The following is a 16,955-nucleotide window of genomic DNA, read 5'->3' as shown; positions in this document are numbered from 1 at the left end:
CTACACCGGGAAGAGCGAGTGCTTGCGCGGGTTGTGCCGCTTCGTGAGCTCCTTCTCGCGCAGCAGCCGCAGCGCGCGCCGGATCTCCAGCCGGGTGGACGACGGCTCGATCACCGCGTCGATGTAGCCGCGCTCGGCGGCGATCCACGGGGTGGCGGTGGTGGTGTTGTACTGGTCGATCATGAAATCGCGGACCGCCGCCCGCTGCTCCTCCGGCACCTTCATGAGCTGCCGCTTGCCGACGATGCCGACCGCGCTCTCCGCGCCCATGACCGCGATCCGCGCGGTCGGCCAGGCCAGGCTGATGTCGGCGCCGAGCTGCTTGCACCCCATCACCGCGTAGCCGCCGCCGTAGGCCTTGCGGATGACGACGGTGACGATCGGGACCGTCGCCTCGATCACCGCGCGGAAGAACCGGCCGCCGCGCTTGATGACGCCGTTGCGCTCCTCCTCGACGCCGGGCAGCACGCCCGGGTTGTCGACCAGGAAGACCAGCGGCAGGCTGAAGGCGTCGCAGAGCCGGATGAAGTGCGTGGCCTTGTCCGAGGCCGCCGCGTCGATGGCGCCGCCGAGCTGCATCGGCTGGTTCGCGACGACGCCGATCGCGCGGCCGTCGACCCGGGCGAAGCCGACGATCAGGTTGCGCGCGCTGTCCTCGGCGATCTCGTGGAAGTCACCGTCGTCGAAGCACCGCAGGATGACCTCGTGCATGTCGTAGCCCGCGCGGTCCGAGTCCGGGATGATCGTGTCCAGCTCGCGGTCGGAGTCGGTGAGCTCCGGCTCCAGACCGGGGTTGACCAGCGGCGGGGTCTCCAGGCAGTTGGTCGGCATGTAGCTGAGGTACTTGCGGGCCCAGTCGAACGCCTGGCGCTCGGTGGTGGCGACGTGGTGGATGGTGCCGTTGTCGGCCTGCACGCGGGCGCCGCCGAGCTCCTCCATCGTCACCTCCTCGCCGGTGACCGCCTTGATGACCTCGGGGCCGGTGACGAACATGTAGGAGTTCTCGGTGGCGACCAGGATGTCGGTGTTCACCGGGCCGTACACCGAGCCCGCCGCGCACTTGCCGAGCATGATCGAGACCTGCGGCACGAAGCCGGAGAGCTCCTCCTGCCGCCTGCTCATCCGCGCGTACCAGGCCAGCGAGGTGACCGCGTCCTGGATCCGGGCGCCGCCGGAGTCGTTGATCGCCACCACCGGGCAGCCGTTCTGCAGCGCGAAGTCGAGCGCGGCCGCCACCTTGCGGCCGAACATCTCGCCGACCGACCCGCCGAACACGGTCTGGTCGTGCGCGACGACGACGACCGGGCGGCCGTCGATGTAGCCGCGGCCGGTGACGACGCCGTCGCCGTACATGGCGTTGTCGGTGTAGGGCTGACGCGCGAGCGCGCCGATCTCGACGAAGGTGCCCGGGTCGAGCAGCATCCGGACCCGCTCGCGGGCACTCGGGATCTCCTTGGCCTTGCGTTTGGCGATCCCCGCCTCGCCGGCAGGCTCCCCGGCCAGCTCGAGGACGGCCTGCAGCTGTTCCAGCTTCTCTCGGGTACCGCTCATCGTCTACTCGTCTACCTTCTTCGAACTCTCGGCGTCGCCCGTGCCCGTCGGCGGGCGAAGGCCCGATGCTAGCGGTCAGCGCCCCGCGGGGCAGGGGCCGGGGTGATTCCTTGACACTTCACAGCCGGGGCGGCGGCGCGTGTTGTGTGCGGTCCCTGTGCGCCGCGGCGCCACGTCATGAAGGTATCCACAAATGCCCGCCGCTGCCGCGGGCCGGTCTCCGGTGGGTTTATCGTAGCCGCGGCGCAGCGCCGGGAATGCGCGGCCGGCGCTGCGTCTCCATCGCGCTTCGGCAACAATGCGGCGACTGTCGAGCGGCGGATCCAATTCGCTGCCTGGCTGTTCCGAAATTTCCGTTACCCGGCTGGACCGCTGGTCGCGGACGATTCCGGCACCGGCACCGGCTATCGTCGGCCCGGAATCCGGCGGCCGCCGTGATCTGCTTGTGATTCCCCCCAAGGGCTCGGCGGCGGCCTGATGACTTGGGTGCAAGAAGGGGTCGGAGCGGGTGCATTCCGGCTCCGGATCGCTAGCCTTCGGTAGTCATGGTGGGCACACACGGAACCAGCGCGGCGAGCCTGGAATCGAAACTCGTCGAACATCTCACCCGCGGGCGGGCACTGCCCGGCGGGGACGTCGCCGACGCCGCCCGCACCCTGCTCGCCGAGACGGCGCGGTCGCTGCGCCCGCGCAGCACCGCCGCCGCGACCGATCCGAGCGGGTCGGCGGCGCGCTGGGCGCGCGAGGGCGTCTCGCTGGAGGCGGTGCTCGAGGCCTGCCACGACGGCGTGCGGGCCGGGCTCGAACTGCTGGCCGAGGAGTCGGGGCCGGAGGCGCTGCCGGTGGTCGAGGGCGCCGAGCTGCTGCTGCGCGCGCTGGAGCGGGTCACCGTGCTCGCCTCCGCGGCCTACGCCGACGAGCACAGGGCGGTCGCTCGCGAGCACCAGACCGCCGCGCAGACCCTGGTCGCCGCGCTGCTCGGCGGGCACGGGGTGCACCGGATGGCGCGGCAGAGCGGGATCCGGGTGGCCGAGTCCTACCAGGTGGTCGCGCTGGCTATTCCCCCGCATCCGGATGAGGAGCGCGGCTTCGGCGCCGCCTCGGTGGCCCGACGCAAGCTGCGCCGGGTGCAGGCGGCGCTCGCCAACCCCTTCGGCTCCAGGGCGCTCGCGCTGCTCGGTAACCACGGCGGCACCGTACTCGTCCCGCTGGACGCCGATGCCGCGCTGACCGCGGCGACCATGCGCACCGAGACGCTCGCGGTGCTCAGCGAGGCCGCCGAGGTGCCGCTCACCGCCGCCGTCACCGCGGGCGCCACCGGGCGCATTCCGGAATTGGCCGCGCGCGCGCACGATATGCTCGACGATATCCGCGAGTCCGGCCGCGGCCCCGGGCTCTATTCCATTCCGGATATCGCCGACGGCCGCGCTTGTGACGCGCCCCAGCAGGCGCGCAGGGGAGTCGTCACTCCGCCCAACGCCGCGCGGATCGGTCGTTCCGCCTGAGCGCCGTTGCCTATCGTGGCAGGTGGGCCCGGCGTTTCCGGGCCGGTGAGGAGTTCTGCAATGCCGACCGACCGGGCAATCGCGCGTGATCTCGAACCGGTGGCCGGACGCGCACTGCGCGATCATCTGCGCAAGGCGCGGACCTGGGATCCCGACGAGCATCGCCCGCGCGGCCGAAATATCGCCGACCGCCACGGAATTCACCTCGTTGCCCCGATTCCGGAATCCGACGTGGGCACCAGGCGCATGCTGACCGCGCTCGCGCTGCTCGAGCACGACCTGCCCGCCTGGCACCGCGCGCTGTGCGCGGCCTTCGGCCGGGAGGGGGCGTGGGGCGCCTGGATCGGGCGCTGGACGGCCGAGCAGGGCAGGCACGCGATCGTGCTCCGCGACTACCTGATCGGCACCGGCATCGCCGACCCGGCCGAGTTCGAGGCGGCCAGGCTGGCCCGCGCCGACGCCGGGGTGCGCCGGCCCGCGGCGGATGCCGGGCCGTTGCCCGCGCTGGTCTACGCGACGCTCGCGCACGCCGCCATCCGCACCGCGTACCGGCGGGTCGGCGCGCGCAGCACCCAGCCCGCCACCGAGCGGCTGCTGCGCCGGGTGGCCGCCGACGAGAACCTGCACCTCATCTTCTTCCGCGATCTCACCGCCGCCGCGCTCGCGCTGGCCCCGGACGCGGGCATGCGCGCGGTGGCCGAGGTGGTCGCCGGCTTCCGGCCACCGCACGCCGCACTGCCCGGATTCGGCAGGGAAGCGGCGATTTTCGCGGCCTACGGTGGGTACGACCCCACTGTGCACCTGACCGAGGTCCTGCTTCCCACGCTGCGGATGTGGCGCGTGCCGGACCGGGAACTCGGCCCCGACGGCGAGCGGGCCCGCGCCGCGCTCGACGCCTACCTCGACGAGCAGGCCGCCCGGTGCCGCGCCGGCTCCGCGTTACCGCTGGCGGCGGCCGGATGAACCGCGCGACCCGCCGCCGCGTCCCGCTCGGCGTCGCCGCCGCGGCGGCGCTCACGCTCGCCATCGCCTCCGGCACCGGGGTGGTGGCGGCGCCGTCCGGCAGCCCGCTGCCGCCGCCCGCACCCGCCCCGCCCGCGCTCGGCCCCGCCGATCCCGCGGCGACCCCGGCCACCCCGCCGCCGATCGACCCGGCGATGACCAGGTCCGGGCTGGTCGAGCGGATCATGCGGAGCGACGGCAGGGAGACGCTGCGCATCGCCTCGGCCGGGATGCGGCGGATCATCACGGTCGACGTGCTGCACGGCTCCGGCTCCGGCCCGCGCCCGGTGCTCTACCTGCTCGACGGGGTGGACGGCGACGCCACCTCGGCCTGGCTCACCAAGGGCAGGGCCGCCGAGTTCTTCGCCGACAAGCCGGTCGACGTCGTCGTCCCCGGCGGCGGCACCGGCAGCATGTACAGCGACTGGGAGCGCACCGACGCCGCGCTCGGGCTGAACCGCTGGGAAACCTTCCTCACCGAGGAGCTGCCGCCGATCGTGGAGTCGCTGCTGCGCTCGGACGGCAGGCGCGCGGTCGCCGGGGTCTCGATGGGGGCGCAGGCCGCCATCATGCTGGCCCAGCGGCACCCCGGCATGTACCGGGCGGTCGCCGGGATGAGCGGGTGCTACTCCACCGCCGACCCGCTCGGCCGCGCCGTCACCACCATCACCGTCGCCTCCCGCGGCGGTGACGTGCAGAACCTGTGGGGCCCGCCGACCTCCCCGGAGTGGGCGGCGCACGACAGCGTGCTCGGCGCCGAGACGCTGCGCGGCACCGCCGTCTACCTCTCGGCCTCGCCCGGTCTGCCGACCCCCGCCGACCTCGTCAGCATCGCCCAGGCGCCCTCGGTGCCGGAGGCGCTCGCCGAGGCGGGCGGCGGTGCCGCGCTCGAGGCGGGCTCGCGTGCCTGCACCGAGCTCTTCGCCGGCCGGCTGGCCCAGCTCGGCATCCCCGCCACGGTGGAGTACGCGCCGGACGGCATGCACACCTGGCCCGACTTCGCCGCCCAGCTCCCGCGCACCTGGGCCGCGCTCGAGCCCTCCCTGACCGAGCAGGGCCCCGCCTGACCGTCGCCCGAGCCGCGGCGGAAGTCGTTGCCGGGCAGCCGGGGTCGTTCCCCGTGCGGCGCCGAGGCGGGTTCAGGGGAAGCGGATCTCGGCGGCGGCGTAGCCGAAGAGGGGACGCCCTCCGGAGCGCAGGTCGATGGCGAGCGTGGCGCGGCGCTCGCGCGGGTCGAGCTGGTCGACCCGGGCGCGCAACGTCACCGCCACCGCGCCCGAGGCGGGGATGCGCAGAGAGTGCGTGAAACTGCCGAACTGGGCATGGATCCGGGTGACGGCACCCGGGTCACCGAGCCAGTTGCTCACGTACCCGGACGCCAGCCCGAGCTGCAGCATGCCGGGAGCGGTACCGCCCGCGTCGGCCCGAACCGGCTCACCGGTGGCGGCGGCGAACCGAGCCAGATCCTCGTGCGCGAGCAGCAGCGAGCCGGGCGGAATCTCGGTCCCGACCGCGAGCTCGTCGAAGCGCACGGTGGGCCGCGGCGCCCGCGTGGGAAGCGGCGCCTCCCCGGCGGGCCCGTCGACCGGCGCGTAACCGCGCCGCGTGATCCGCCGTGCGACCTCGCCGAGCACCGACTCCCGCTCACCGGTGCACGCGAGCAGCGCCGCCGACCCGGTCTGCACCACGGTCCCGTCGGCAGCGGTGAGCGCACTGCGAATCGCCATGACGTCGTAGTCGCCGAACTGCCGGAACGATTCGAAGTAGATGTCGCAGCCGAGCAGATCACCGGCGAAGAGCGGCCGCCCGATATCGATCACCTGGTCGGCGTGCAGAATGCGCGCGCGCTCCGAACCGGAGCCGACGATGTCGAGGATTTCCCGCTGCACCCGCCCGAGCACGATCGAACTGAAGGTGGGCGGCGCGATGAGCGCCGGATACCCGAGTTCGGCCGCGGCCGCCGCGCTGGAGTGCGCCGGATGGAAGTCGCGGACCGCACGGGCGAATTCCCGGACGGCGTGCGCGGTGACCTCGACCCGGGCCGTCGCCCGGTAGCGGTGCCCGTCGATCCGGTGCTCCGGCGCGGGAACCCGGCGGGTAGCGGTGTTGCGCATTCGAACTCCTGTCGCCGTTCCCCCGTTCGTGGACCGATTCCCACATGATCAATCGGGCACTCCCGGCGCCGGCCGCCGCCGGGCATTGTCTGGAGATGTCACCGAAAGCCGGCGCGCCGTTTGGGGCGGCACCACGCGACCTCCGCGAAAAGGCTTCCTGTGGTCCGTCACCGGACCGCCGGAGCGGTGTTCGTGAGTCGTCCAGGAACGCTCCGGAGCGGAGTGGAACCGGGTGGCCCGGGTCGTAGCGTCGACCGCACCCCCGGCGTGCATCCGCGGGCGGGCCGACCGGCTCCCCGATCCGCTCCGCGGATGCGCCTGCACCCGCGCACCGCACGGGCGGGGCGGACACGCACGACCCCGCCGACCGCCCCGCCCGCAGCGCGCGGGTGACCGAACCCACCGGGCCACCCGGCCCGGTGGGCCTCGGCCGCCACCGGGAGCCCCGAAGAGAAACGGAACCGCCCATGTTCGGCCCGAGCCGATCCCGCCGCAGCACCGGAGCCCGCGCCCTGCGCGCCCTCGCGGTCGCCGTTGTCGCCGCCGCGCTCACCGCGGGGCCGCCGGTGCCCGCCGGCGCCGCACCGGACGCCCCCGCGATCACCGGCCGCTGGGCGAAGGACGACCGCACGGTGCAGCTGCGCGTCTACTCGGCCGCCATGCGCCAGGACATCATGGTCGACGTGCTCCGCCCGGCCGACCCCGAGCAGCCCCGCCCGGTGCTGTACCTGCTCAACGGCGGTGGCGGCGGCCAGGACTCGGCCACCTGGCAGCGCCAGACCGACGTCGTCACCGGCTTCCTCGCCACCAAGGACGTCTACGTGGTGCAGCCGGTCGGCGGCCGCTGGAGCTACTACACCGACTGGCGCGCCCCCGACCCGAAACTGGGGCTCAACCGGTGGAAGACCTTCCTGACCGAGGAGCTGCCGCCGCTCGTCGACGCCGAGTTCGCCACCACCGGCGCCAACGCCATCGCCGGGCTCTCCACCTCCGGCACCTCGGTGCTGCAGCTGCCGATCGCCGCGCCCGGGCTCTACGGCGCGGTCGCCGCCTACAGCGGGTGCGCGCAGATCAGCGACCCGCTCGGGCAGGAATTCGTCAAACTCGCGGTGGAGACCTGGGGCGGCGGTAACACCGACAACATGTACGGCCCGGCCGGTGATCCCGCCTGGGCGGCCAACGACCCGTACGTGCACGCCGACCGGCTGCGCGGGCTCGAGCTCTTCGTCTCCACCGGCAGCGGCGTGCCGGGGCACTACGACGTCTTCAACGGCGCGCACATGCAGCCCGGCCCGCGCGGCTACCTGAACCAGCTGGTGCTCGGCGGCGTCATCGAGGCGGCGGTGAACGTCTGCACGCAGAACCTGCGGCAGCGCCTGGACGGGCTCGGCATCCCGGCCACCTTCGACTTCCAGCCCACCGGCACCCACTCCTGGGGCTACTGGCAGGACGCGCTGAAGGCGTCCTGGCCGGTGCTGGCGCGCGGGATGGGCGTGCCGGAGTAGCGGTCAGGGGTGGCGGTGGATGGGGTCGACCCAGTGCACCGTGTCCGGTTTCTCCACCGGCTCGATGTCCAGGTTCACCACCACCGCCGCGCCACCGCTGCGGACGAGCACGCACTCCAGCGGCTCGTCGGTGCTGGCGTTGATCTCCTGGTGCGGCACGAACGGCGGCACGAAGATGAAATCGCCTGGACCGGCCTCGGCCACGAACTCCAGCCGCTCGCCCCAGCGCATCCGGGCCCGCCCGCGCAGCACGTAGATCACGCTCTCCAGCTCGCCGTGGTGGTGCGCGCCGGTCTTGGCGTCCGGGTGGATCACCACCGTTCCCGCCCAGATCCGTTGCGCCCCCGCCCTGGCCGCGTCGATGGCCGCGGCCCGATTCATCCCCGGCGTCTGCGGGGTATCGGTGTCGAGCTGGTCCGCCCTGATCACGCGGACCCCGTCGTTCCGCCAGTCCGGTGCGCTCACGCCGCACCCCGCAGCCGCCGGCCGGTGATCGAGCGGTAGTGCGCGGTGATGGTCTCGATCGCGGTCAGCTCGATATCGGGGCCGAGGCCGCGGCGGGTCACCAGCCGGACGTCGATGGTGCCCATGGCCGGGAACCCGGTCACCTCGGCCAGTCCGTGCGGCACCGCGCCGTGGAAGGGAAGCAGCGCGACGCCTAGCCCGGCCTGCGCGGCGGCGAGCACCCCGTCCAGGGTGCCCGACTCGGCCGTCACGGTCACGCTGTGCCCCTGCTCGGCCAGCCGGTGCACCGCGCGCCTGCGCAGCCCGCACGGCTCCTCGAAGGCCACCAGCGGAATCTGCCCGCCGCTCGCCGCGGCCTGCCACCCCGGCGCCGCCACCCAGCGCAGCGCCAGCTCGCCCACCTCGGCGCCGGTCGGCTCGCTGTTGCCGCCGAGCACCACCGCAAGGTCGAGCGCGCCCTTGGTCACCGAATCGGTGAGGCTGGTCGAGCGATCGATGCGGAAGCGCAGGTAGACGTCGGGGTACGCGGCGCGCAGCACGCCGAGCAGCTCCGGCAGCAGGCCGTCGCCCGCGTGCTCGGTGGAGCCGATGGTGATCCGGTCCGGGTCCGCCGGGACGAACCGGTCGAGCAGCCGGTCGTGCGCGGCCAGCAGCGTGCGCGCCTCGCCGACGAAACGCTCACCGTCGGTGGTGAACCGGGAGCCACGCCCCTCCTTCTGCACGAGCCTGCGCTTGAGCCTGCGCTCCAGCAGCCGGACGTGCTGGCTGACCGTCGGCTGGCTCAGGTGCAGCGCGTCCGCCGCCCGCCGGAATCCTCCGGTGTCGGCGATCGCGACGAGTGTTCTCAGATGCACCAGATCCAGCGGGTCCGCCATAGCCGTCACTTCACCCCTCGTCGAGAATCCCTGGGCAACAATCGAACTACACATCTCGGGCGTAGCGCACCCTTTGAATCGCGGCGATCACAAGGGCTCCGGTTTCACTCCGGTATTGTTAAGAGAGTTGCTGCGCGCAATTTCTCCGGGGGCGATCGTAAATAGCCTCTGATCGGAGTTTCTTATCCGCTGGTATCGGGCTTGCCGATCAATGGGCACTGAAAGCCCTGTCCAGCAGTGGTTTCGGTGGGGTCCGGCCGCGCTGTGAGGCAACTCATATCGGGTTGCCGGGTTATTCCGGGAACCGCACAATTGCGAAAAGCGCCGGTCGAATCGGCGGCAATTCCCCCGGATCAGAGGGAGATAATTCAGGTGGTTGATTTTCGTCCGATAGCGGTCGTCGGTGTGGCCTGCCGGCTGCCAGGCGCGAATGATCCCGACCGGTTCTGGAGGCTCCTGCGCGATGCGGAGAATTCGATCGGGCGCCCGTCGCCGCGCCGGGCCGCCGCCGATCCCCGGATCGCCGGGCTGACCGGCGGCTTCCTGGACGAGGTCGACCGCTTCGACGCCGCCTTCTTCGGCATCGCCCCGCGCGAGGCCGCCGCCATGGACCCGCAGCAGCGGCTGCTGCTCGAACTCGCCTGGGAGGCAACCGAAGACGCGCGCATTCCGGCGACGGGGCTGCGCGGGACCGAGACCGGGGTTTTCGTCGGTGCCATCGCGAGCGACTATGCCGCGTTGACGCAGGAGGCCGGGGATTCCGCGGTCACGCGGTACACGCTGACCGGGTTGAGCCGCGGGGTGCTCGCCAATCGGCTTTCGCATGTTCTCGGGTTGCGGGGGGCCAGTTTCTCGGTGGATTCCGCGCAGTCGTCGGGATTGGCGGCGGTGCACGCGGCGTGCGCGAGTATCGGCAGCGGAGAATCCTCGGCGGCGTTCGCGGGGGCGGTGAATCTGAATCTGACCGCGGGGGCGGCGCTGGTGGCCGAGCGGTTCGGCGGGGTTTCGCCGAGTGGGCGGGCGACCGTTCTCGACGCGGACGGGGACGGGTATGTGCGCGGCGAGGGCGGGGTGGTGCTGCTGCTGAAGTCGCTGGAGCGGGCGGTGGCCGACGGGGATCGGGTGCACGCGGTGATCCGCTCCACCGCGCTCGCGCACGACGGGGACGCGGCGGCGCTGACCGTGCCGGTGGCGGAGGCGCAGGCCGCTGTCATCCGGCGGGCGCAGGCAAGGGGCGGGGTGCGGGCGGGGGAGGTGCGGTACGTCGAGTTGCACGGGACCGGGACGCCGGTGGGGGATCCGGTGGAGGCGGCTGCGCTCGCCGCGGTGTTCGGGGGTGTCGGCGGGCCGGTCGCGGTGGGGTCGGTGAAGCCGAATGTCGGGCATCTGGAGGGTGCTGCCGGTCTGGTCGGTCTGTTGAAGGTGATTCTGGCGGTGCGGAATCGGGAGATTCCGGCGACGCTCGGGCATGTCAGGGCGCATCCGGGGCTGAATTCGGCCGCGGTGCGGGTGGTGACGGTGCGCGAGCCGTGGCCGGAGGTCGATGGACTCGCGGTGGCGGGGGTGAGTTCGTTCGGGATGGGCGGGACGAATGTGCACGTGATCGTGGCGTCGGCGGCGGAGGGGACTTCGTCCGGTCCGGGGTGGCCGGTGTCGCGCGGTGGCGAGCCCGAGCCGGTCGTGCGGGTTCGTGCGGCCGACTGGCCGGGGGAGCCGGGCGCCGAGCGTGCGGCGGTGCTGCCGTTCGTCGTGACGGCGGCGTCGGCCGAGGCATTGCCCGCGCAGGCGGAGCGGCTGGCGAGGGTCGTGGGGGGTGCCGAACCGGTCGCTGTCGCGTCCGCGCTGGTGCGGGATCGGGCGGTGCTCGGTGCGCGGGCCGTCGTTCTGGCCGCTGATCGGGCAGCGCTGAACTCCGGGCTGACGGCGCTCGCGGCGGGCACGGGCGGGCCGGGGACCGTGACCGGCACGCGGGTGGACGGCTCGGTGGCGGTGCTGTTCGGCGGGCAGGGCAGCCAGCGCGCCGGGGCGGGAGCGGAGCTGTACGCGCGTTTCCCGGTGTTCCGCGCGGCCTTCGATGCCGCTGCCGCATTGCTGGATCGGGAACTCGCGGCCGAGCATTCGATCCGCGATGTCGCCTTCGGCGCGGACGGCCCGATCGACGCCACCGAGTACACCCAGCCGGTGATCTTCGCCGTCGAAACCGCCCTGTACCGGCTGCTCGAATCCTGGGGAATCGAGATCGCCGCGGTCGCCGGGCACTCGATCGGCGGCATCGTCGCCGCGCACGTGGCGGGGGCGCTGTCGCTCGACGCCGCCGCCCGGCTGGTGGCCGCGCGCGGCCGGCTCATGGGTTCGCTGCCGCGCGGCGGCGCCATGGTCGCGGTCGAGGCGACGGAGGCCGAGGTCCGGGCCGCGCTGATCGACGGTGTGTCGATCGCGGCGGTGAACGGGGAGCGGGCCGTGGTCGTCTCCGGCGCGGAGGGGGCCGTGGCCGAGGTGGCCGCGCGGCTCGCTGCCGGCGGGCGCCGGACCAAGCGGCTCGCGGTGTCGCACGCCTTCCACTCCGCGGCCATGGAGCCGATCCTCACCGAGTTCGCTGAGGTGGTCTCGAGCCTCACCTTCCTGGCGCCGACCGGCCCGGTGCTGGTCTCGGACTCGACCGGCGCGGTGCTCACCGACGTCTCCGACCCGGCGTACTGGGTGGCGCACCTGCGCGGCACCGTCCGCTTCGCCGCTGCCGCGCGCACCCTGCGCGGGCTCGGTGCGGAGGTGTTCGTCGAGGTCGGGGCCACGCCGGTGCTGACTCCGCAACTGTCCGATCTGCCGGTGGCGGTCGGGACGCTGCGCCGCGGGCGGGACGAGGCGCAGACGGTGCTCACCGCCGCCGCGACGGTGTTCGCGCACGGGCACGCGGTGGCGTGGACGGCCGTCGTTCCGCCTGCCGAGCCGGTGTCGCTGCCGACGTACGCCTTCCAGCGCGAACGGTACTGGCTGGACACCTTCGCCCCGGGCGACGGGGCAACCGAGCGCACCTCTCATTCCGGTCCGACCGCGGACGTCGGCGAGCGCGACGCCGCGGGCGCGGCAGCCGCAGGCCACTCCTCCGGGGCAGCCGAAACAAGCTCCGACGGGGTTCCACGCACTGCGGAATCGTCCCGCCCCGACCCGACAACCCTGGTCCTCGCGACCACCGCGGCGGTCCTCGGCCACACCGACCCCGCCCGCATCGACCCCCGCCGCACCTACCGCGAACTCGGCCTCGACTCCCTCGGCGCCACCGAACTCGCCACCGCGCTCACCCGCGCACTCGGCACCAGGATCGACCCGACCGCCGTCTACGACCACCCGACCCCGGCCGCGCTCGCCGCGCACCTCGCCGGCGAGCGGCGGGAGACCACGGCCACCGCGACCGCCGACCCCGCGGAACCACTCGCGATCGTCGCGGTGAGCGGCCGCTACCCGGGCGGCCTCGACAGCCCGGAGCAGCTCTGGGACCTGCTCGCCGCCGAGGGCGAGGCCATCACCGGCTTCCCCCGCGACCGCGGCTGGGACCTCGCCGACCTGTACGACCCGGCCGGTGACCGCCCCGGCTCCAGCTACGCCCACCGCGGCGGCTTCCTCGACGCGGCAGGCGATTTCGACGCCGCCTTCTTCGGGATCTCGCCCCGCGAGGCCACCGCCATGGACCCGCAGCAGCGGCTGGTGCTGGAGGCCACCTGGGAGCTGTTCGAGCGGGCGGGCATCGTCCCGGCGACGCTCGCGGGCTCGCGGACCGCCGTCTACCTGGGCGCGTCCCCGCAGGAGTACGGCCCGCGGCTGCACCGGATGCCGGGCGCGGCGGAGGGGTTCGGGCTGACCGGTGCGGCACCGAGCGTGCTCTCCGGGCGCGTCGCCTACACCTTCGGGCTGGAGGGGCCCGCGCTCACCGTGGACACCGCGTGCTCGTCGTCGCTGGTCGCGCTGCATCTCGCGGTGCGGGCGCTGCGCGCGGGCGAGGCGGATCTCGCGGTCGCGGGCGGGGTGACGGTCATGGCGAACCCCGGCATGTTCACCGAGTTCTCCCGGCAGCGCGGGCTGGCGGCGGACGGCCGGTGCAAGGCGTTCGCGGCGGGCGCCGACGGGACCGGGTGGGCGGAGGCGGTGAGTCTGCTTCTCGTGGAGCGGCTCTCGGATGCCAGGCGGCACGGCCACGAGGTGCTCGCCGTCGTGCGCGGCACCGCCGTGAACCAGGACGGCGCGTCGAACGGGCTCACCGCGCCGAGCGGCCCGGCGCAGCAGCGGGTGATCCGCGCGGCGCTCGCCGACGCCGGGCTCGACGCGGCCGAGGTGGATGCCGTGGAGGCGCACGGAACCGGGACCGCGCTCGGTGACCCGATCGAGGCGCAGGCGTTGCTCGCCACCTACGGGCGGGATCGGGCGGCGGCGCTGTGGCTGGGGTCGGTGAAGTCGAATATCGGGCACAGCCAGGCCGCGGCGGGGACGGTCGGGGTGACCAAGATGGTGCTCGCGCTGCGCAACGGGGTGCTGCCCGCCACGCTGCACGTCGACGCGCCGTCGCCGCACGTGGACTGGGAGTCCGGTGCGGTGCGGTTGCTCACCGAGCGGCAGCCGTGGGCGGCCGGGGCTCGCCCCCGGCGGGCCGGGATCTCGTCGTTCGGGATCAGCGGCACCAATGCGCACGTCGTCATCGAGGAGGCGCCCCCGGGTGCCGTCGCGGCCGCGGCGCGACCGGCCGGAGCCCACCACCCCGCGCCGTTCGTGCTGTCCGCGCGCTCCGCAGCCGGACTGCGCGGCCAGGCGGCGAGGCTCGCCACGAGCACCGCGGATCCGGGCGCGATCGCCTCGGCCCTCGTCCGGCAGCGGACCGTCTTCGACACCCGCGCGGTAGTGCTCGATCCCGGCTCCCTCGCCACCTTCGCCGCGGGTGAACCCACCTCCGGCGTCATCACCGGAACCCCGGTCACCGGCGGTCTCGCCGTCCTGTTCAGCGGCCAGGGCAGCCAGCGGGCGGGAGCGGGCCGCGACCTGTACGAGCACTTCCCTGCCTTCCGCGTGGCCTTCGACGCCGCGGCCGACGCCCTGGATCGGGCGGGCACCCTGGCCCACCCCATCCGCGAGGTGGCCTTCGGCGCGGACGGGCCGATCGACGACACCGAGTACACCCAGCCGGTCATCTTCGCCGTGCAGACCGCGCTCTTCCGGCTGCTCGAATCCTGGGGGATCGAGCCGGAGTTCGTGGCCGGGCACTCCATCGGCGGGGTCGTCGCCGCGCACGTCGCCGGGGTGCTCGCGCTGCCGGACGCCGCGCGGCTGGTCACGGCCCGCGGGCGGCTCATGGGTGCGCTGCCGCGCGGCGGCGCCATGGTGGCGGTGGAGGCGACCGAGGAGGAGGTCGCGGCTGTCGCGCGCGGCGAGTACTCGCTGGCGGCGGTGAACGGGCCGCGCGCGGTCGTGGTCTCCGGGGCCGAGGAGGCGGTTCTCGACCTCGCGGAGGCGCTCCGGGAAGCGGGCCATCGCACCAAGCGGCTGACCGTCTCGCACGCCTTCCACTCCGCGCTCATGGACCCGGTGCTCGCCGAGTTCGAGCGGGTGGTGGCCGGGCTGACCTTCCGCGCCGCCGACCGCGCCATCGTCTCCGACAGCACCGGCGCGATCATCGACCCGGCCGACCTCGCCGATCCCGGCTACTGGGTGCGGCACCTGCGCGGCACCGTCCGCTTCGCCGACGCGGTGCGCGCCGCCCACACGGCGGGGGCCGGGATCTTCCTCGAGCTGGGCGCCGAGCCGGTGCTCACCCCGCAGGTGCTGCACACTCTGGACGCCGCGGTCGCCACCGGGACGCTGCGCGCCGGCCGGGACGAGGTGCGCGCCCTGCTCACCGCCGCCGCGACGGTCTTCACCGCCGGGCACCCGGTGGACTGGGCCGCCATCGTCCCCCCGGCACCGCGGATCACGCTGCCCACCTATGCCTTCGAGCGCACCCGCTACTGGATCGAGGAGCCCGCAGGCACCGAATCCGCCGCCGACCGCTGGTTCTGGGAGCGGGTCGAGGAGCGCGACGGCACCGCGCTCGCCGCCACCCTCGGCGTTGCCGCGGAGCCACTGTCCGCGCTGCTCCCCGCCCTGGACACCTGGCGCACCCGCCGCGCCGCGGCCGGGGCCGTCGACTCCTGGACCTACCGGGTCGAGTGGCGCGACATCCCCGACTCCGCCGCCGTCCCGCGCGGCACCTGGCTGCTGGTCACCCCCGCCGACGGCGCCGCCGACCCGTGGGCGGCAGCGCTCACCGCCGCGCTCACCGCGCACGGCGTCACCGTGCGCACCCTGCGGCTCGAGCCGGGAACCGTGCCCGAATTCGCCGACCGCGCGGACCGGGTCGTCTCCCTGCTTCCGCTGTCCCCGGGTGGCACGCTCGCGGACAGCGTTGCCCTGGCTCGCGCGGTCCCGCGCCCGGACACCCTGCGCGTGCTCACCCCGGACCCGGTGCACACTCCGCAGGCCGCCTGGCACCGCTCCTTCCTCGACGTACTGGCCGTCGAAACCGGTTCGAGCCCGGCGGTTCTCGAACTCCCCGACGACCCGTCGAACGCTCCCCGAGTAGTCGCGGCACTGGCCGCGAACGAACCCAACCTCGCCGTCACCGCCCACACCACCCGCACCCGCCGCATCGTCCCCGCCGCACCCGCCGGTCCACCGGTGACGTGGCGCCCCACCGGCACCGTCCTCATCACCGGCGGCACCGGCGCACTCGGCGCCCACGTCGCCCGCCGTCTGGCGGCCAACGGCGCCACCGACCTGCTCCTGCTCAGCCGCCGCGGCCCGGACGCACCCGGCGCCGCCGCCCTTGCCGCCGAACTCGGCGCCACCGTCGTCGCCTGCGATATCGGCGACCGCGACGCCATCGCCGCCGTCCTCGCGGCCATCCCGGCCGACCGCCCGCTCACCGACGTGGTGCACACCGCCGCCGTCCTCGACGACGCCCTCGTCACCGGCCTGGATCCCGAGCGGATCGAGCGGGTACACCGGGTGAAGGTCGCCGGGGCACTGCACCTGCACGAACTCACCCGCGACCTGCCGCTGCGCTCGTTCGTCCTCTTCTCCTCCGTCACCGGCACGGTCGCAGGCCCCGGCCAGGGCAACTACGCGCCGGGCAACGCGGTGCTCGACGCGCTCGCCGAGCACCGGCACGCGCTCGGCCTGCCCGCCACCGCCATCGCCTGGGGCCACTGGGACGGCGACGGCATCGCTGGCGCCGACGCGGCGGAACAGCTGCGCCGCAACGGCCTGCGCCCCATGAACCCGGAGACCGCCCTGGACGCGCTGGAACGAGCGGTCGCGGACGGCCGACCCCGCGTGATCGTCGCCGACATCGACTGGCCCGCCACCAACGCCAGACCGGGGCTGCTCGCCGAGCTCCTCCCCGAACCCGAGCAGGCCGCGGGCCCCGACCTCGCGGAACTCGACCCCGCCGAACTCCGCGCGCACCTGGAAAACCTGGTGCGCACCGAGGTCGCCGCCGCACTCGGCCACACCGGCACCGCCGCCATCGACGACGAACGCGGCCTGCGCGACCAGGGCTTCACCTCGCTCACCTCGGTCGAACTGCGCAACCGGCTGAGCACCCGCACCGGGCTCGAGCTCCCCGCCACCCTGGTCTTCGACCACCCCACCGTCGCCGCGCTCACCGACCTGCTGCTGCACCGGCTGGCCCCGGCTCCACCGCCGCTGCTCGACACCGTGCTCGCCGACCTGGAGCGGATCGCCGACGTGCTGGCGGGCAGCGCCATCCCGGACGCCGACCGCGCCGTCGCGCTGGACCGGCTGCGCCGGCTCACCGAGGCCACCGCGCCGGGCACCGACCCGACCGCGGCCCTGGCGAGCGCCTCCGACGACGACCTCATCGATTTCATCGGCTCCGAACTCGGTATCTCCTGACAC

9 protein-coding genes are annotated in these 16,955 nt (G+C 74.0%); 5 read left to right on the top strand and 4 right to left on the bottom strand.

Annotated elements, in window-relative coordinates; translation table 11 throughout:
* Positions 1-1,551: an acyl-CoA carboxylase subunit beta gene (locus ACFUJ1_RS16355; RefSeq protein WP_378646306.1), complete on the bottom strand. Its 1,551-nt coding sequence runs from the start codon at positions 1,549-1,551 to the stop codon at positions 1-3.
* Positions 1,552-2,096: 545 nt separating this feature from the next.
* On the opposite strand from ACFUJ1_RS16355, the gene ACFUJ1_RS16350 reads away from it, so the two are divergent.
* Genes ACFUJ1_RS16350 through ACFUJ1_RS16340 form a run of 3 tightly spaced genes read left to right on the top strand, consistent with a single transcriptional unit; the run spans position 2,097 to position 5,125 of the window.
* Entirely contained in the window at positions 2,097-3,056 is a 960-nt protein-coding gene (locus tag ACFUJ1_RS16350; RefSeq protein WP_378646304.1) for a transcriptional regulator, read from the top strand.
* Between the two features lie 60 nt (positions 3,057-3,116).
* The gene (locus ACFUJ1_RS16345) at positions 3,117-4,019 is read left to right on the top strand and encodes an acyl-ACP desaturase (RefSeq protein ID WP_378646302.1); all 903 of its coding nucleotides are present in this window, start codon (positions 3,117-3,119) and stop codon (positions 4,017-4,019) included.
* Entirely contained in the window at positions 4,016-5,125 is a 1,110-nt protein-coding gene (locus ACFUJ1_RS16340) for an alpha/beta hydrolase (protein WP_378646300.1), read from the top strand. The genes ACFUJ1_RS16345 and ACFUJ1_RS16340 overlap by 4 nt, the downstream gene beginning before the upstream one ends.
* 72 nt (positions 5,126-5,197) lie before the next feature.
* On the opposite strand, the gene ACFUJ1_RS16335 is transcribed toward ACFUJ1_RS16340, so the two are convergent.
* Entirely contained in the window at positions 5,198-6,172 is a 975-nt protein-coding gene (locus tag ACFUJ1_RS16335) for a MaoC family dehydratase N-terminal domain-containing protein (RefSeq protein ID WP_378646298.1), read from the bottom strand.
* Between the two features lie 467 nt (positions 6,173-6,639).
* Between ACFUJ1_RS16335 and ACFUJ1_RS16330 the strand changes: the two genes are divergently transcribed.
* Positions 6,640-7,677 (top strand): alpha/beta hydrolase, encoded by a 1,038-nt coding sequence (locus ACFUJ1_RS16330; protein ID WP_378646296.1) that lies wholly within the window; start codon positions 6,640-6,642, stop codon positions 7,675-7,677.
* A gap of 3 nt (positions 7,678-7,680) precedes the next feature.
* Here ACFUJ1_RS16330 and ACFUJ1_RS16325 read toward each other — a convergent pair whose 3' ends face one another.
* Positions 7,681-8,142 (bottom strand): cupin domain-containing protein, encoded by a 462-nt coding sequence (locus ACFUJ1_RS16325; RefSeq protein ID WP_378646294.1) that lies wholly within the window; start codon positions 8,140-8,142, stop codon positions 7,681-7,683.
* A complete protein-coding gene (locus ACFUJ1_RS16320; protein ID WP_378646566.1) occupies positions 8,139-9,017 on the bottom strand; it encodes a LysR family transcriptional regulator in 879 nt (292 codons plus the stop codon). Before ACFUJ1_RS16320 ends, ACFUJ1_RS16325 begins: the two co-directional genes overlap by 4 nt.
* Positions 9,018-9,389: 372 nt before the next feature.
* On the opposite strand from ACFUJ1_RS16320, the gene ACFUJ1_RS16315 reads away from it, so the two are divergent.
* Positions 9,390-16,952, top strand: a complete 7,563-nt coding sequence (locus tag ACFUJ1_RS16315; RefSeq protein WP_378646292.1) for a type I polyketide synthase — start codon at positions 9,390-9,392, stop codon at positions 16,950-16,952.
* Positions 16,953-16,955: the final 3 nt, after the last annotated feature.

Source organism: Nocardia sp. NPDC057227, assembly GCF_042669725.1.
GTDB lineage: Bacteria > Actinomycetota > Actinomycetes > Mycobacteriales > Mycobacteriaceae > Nocardia > Nocardia asteroides_A.
Note: the sequence above shows the minus strand (reverse complement) of the source record. Positions and strands in the feature narration are given on the sequence as shown.

Coding starts and splice junctions, on each gene's coding strand:
- ACFUJ1_RS16330 (WP_378646296.1), top strand. CDS start 6,640: ATGTTCGGCCCGAGCCGATCCCGCCGCAGCACCGGAGCCCGCGCCCTG.
- ACFUJ1_RS16335 (WP_378646298.1), bottom strand. CDS start 6,172: ATGCGCAACACCGCTACCCGCCGGGTTCCCGCGCCGGAGCACCGGATC.
- ACFUJ1_RS16355 (WP_378646306.1), bottom strand. CDS start 1,551: ATGAGCGGTACCCGAGAGAAGCTGGAACAGCTGCAGGCCGTCCTCGAG.
- ACFUJ1_RS16340 (WP_378646300.1), top strand. CDS start 4,016: ATGAACCGCGCGACCCGCCGCCGCGTCCCGCTCGGCGTCGCCGCCGCG.
- ACFUJ1_RS16350 (WP_378646304.1), top strand. CDS start 2,097: ATGGTGGGCACACACGGAACCAGCGCGGCGAGCCTGGAATCGAAACTC.
- ACFUJ1_RS16345 (WP_378646302.1), top strand. CDS start 3,117: ATGCCGACCGACCGGGCAATCGCGCGTGATCTCGAACCGGTGGCCGGA.
- ACFUJ1_RS16320 (WP_378646566.1), bottom strand. CDS start 9,017: ATGGCGGACCCGCTGGATCTGGTGCATCTGAGAACACTCGTCGCGATC.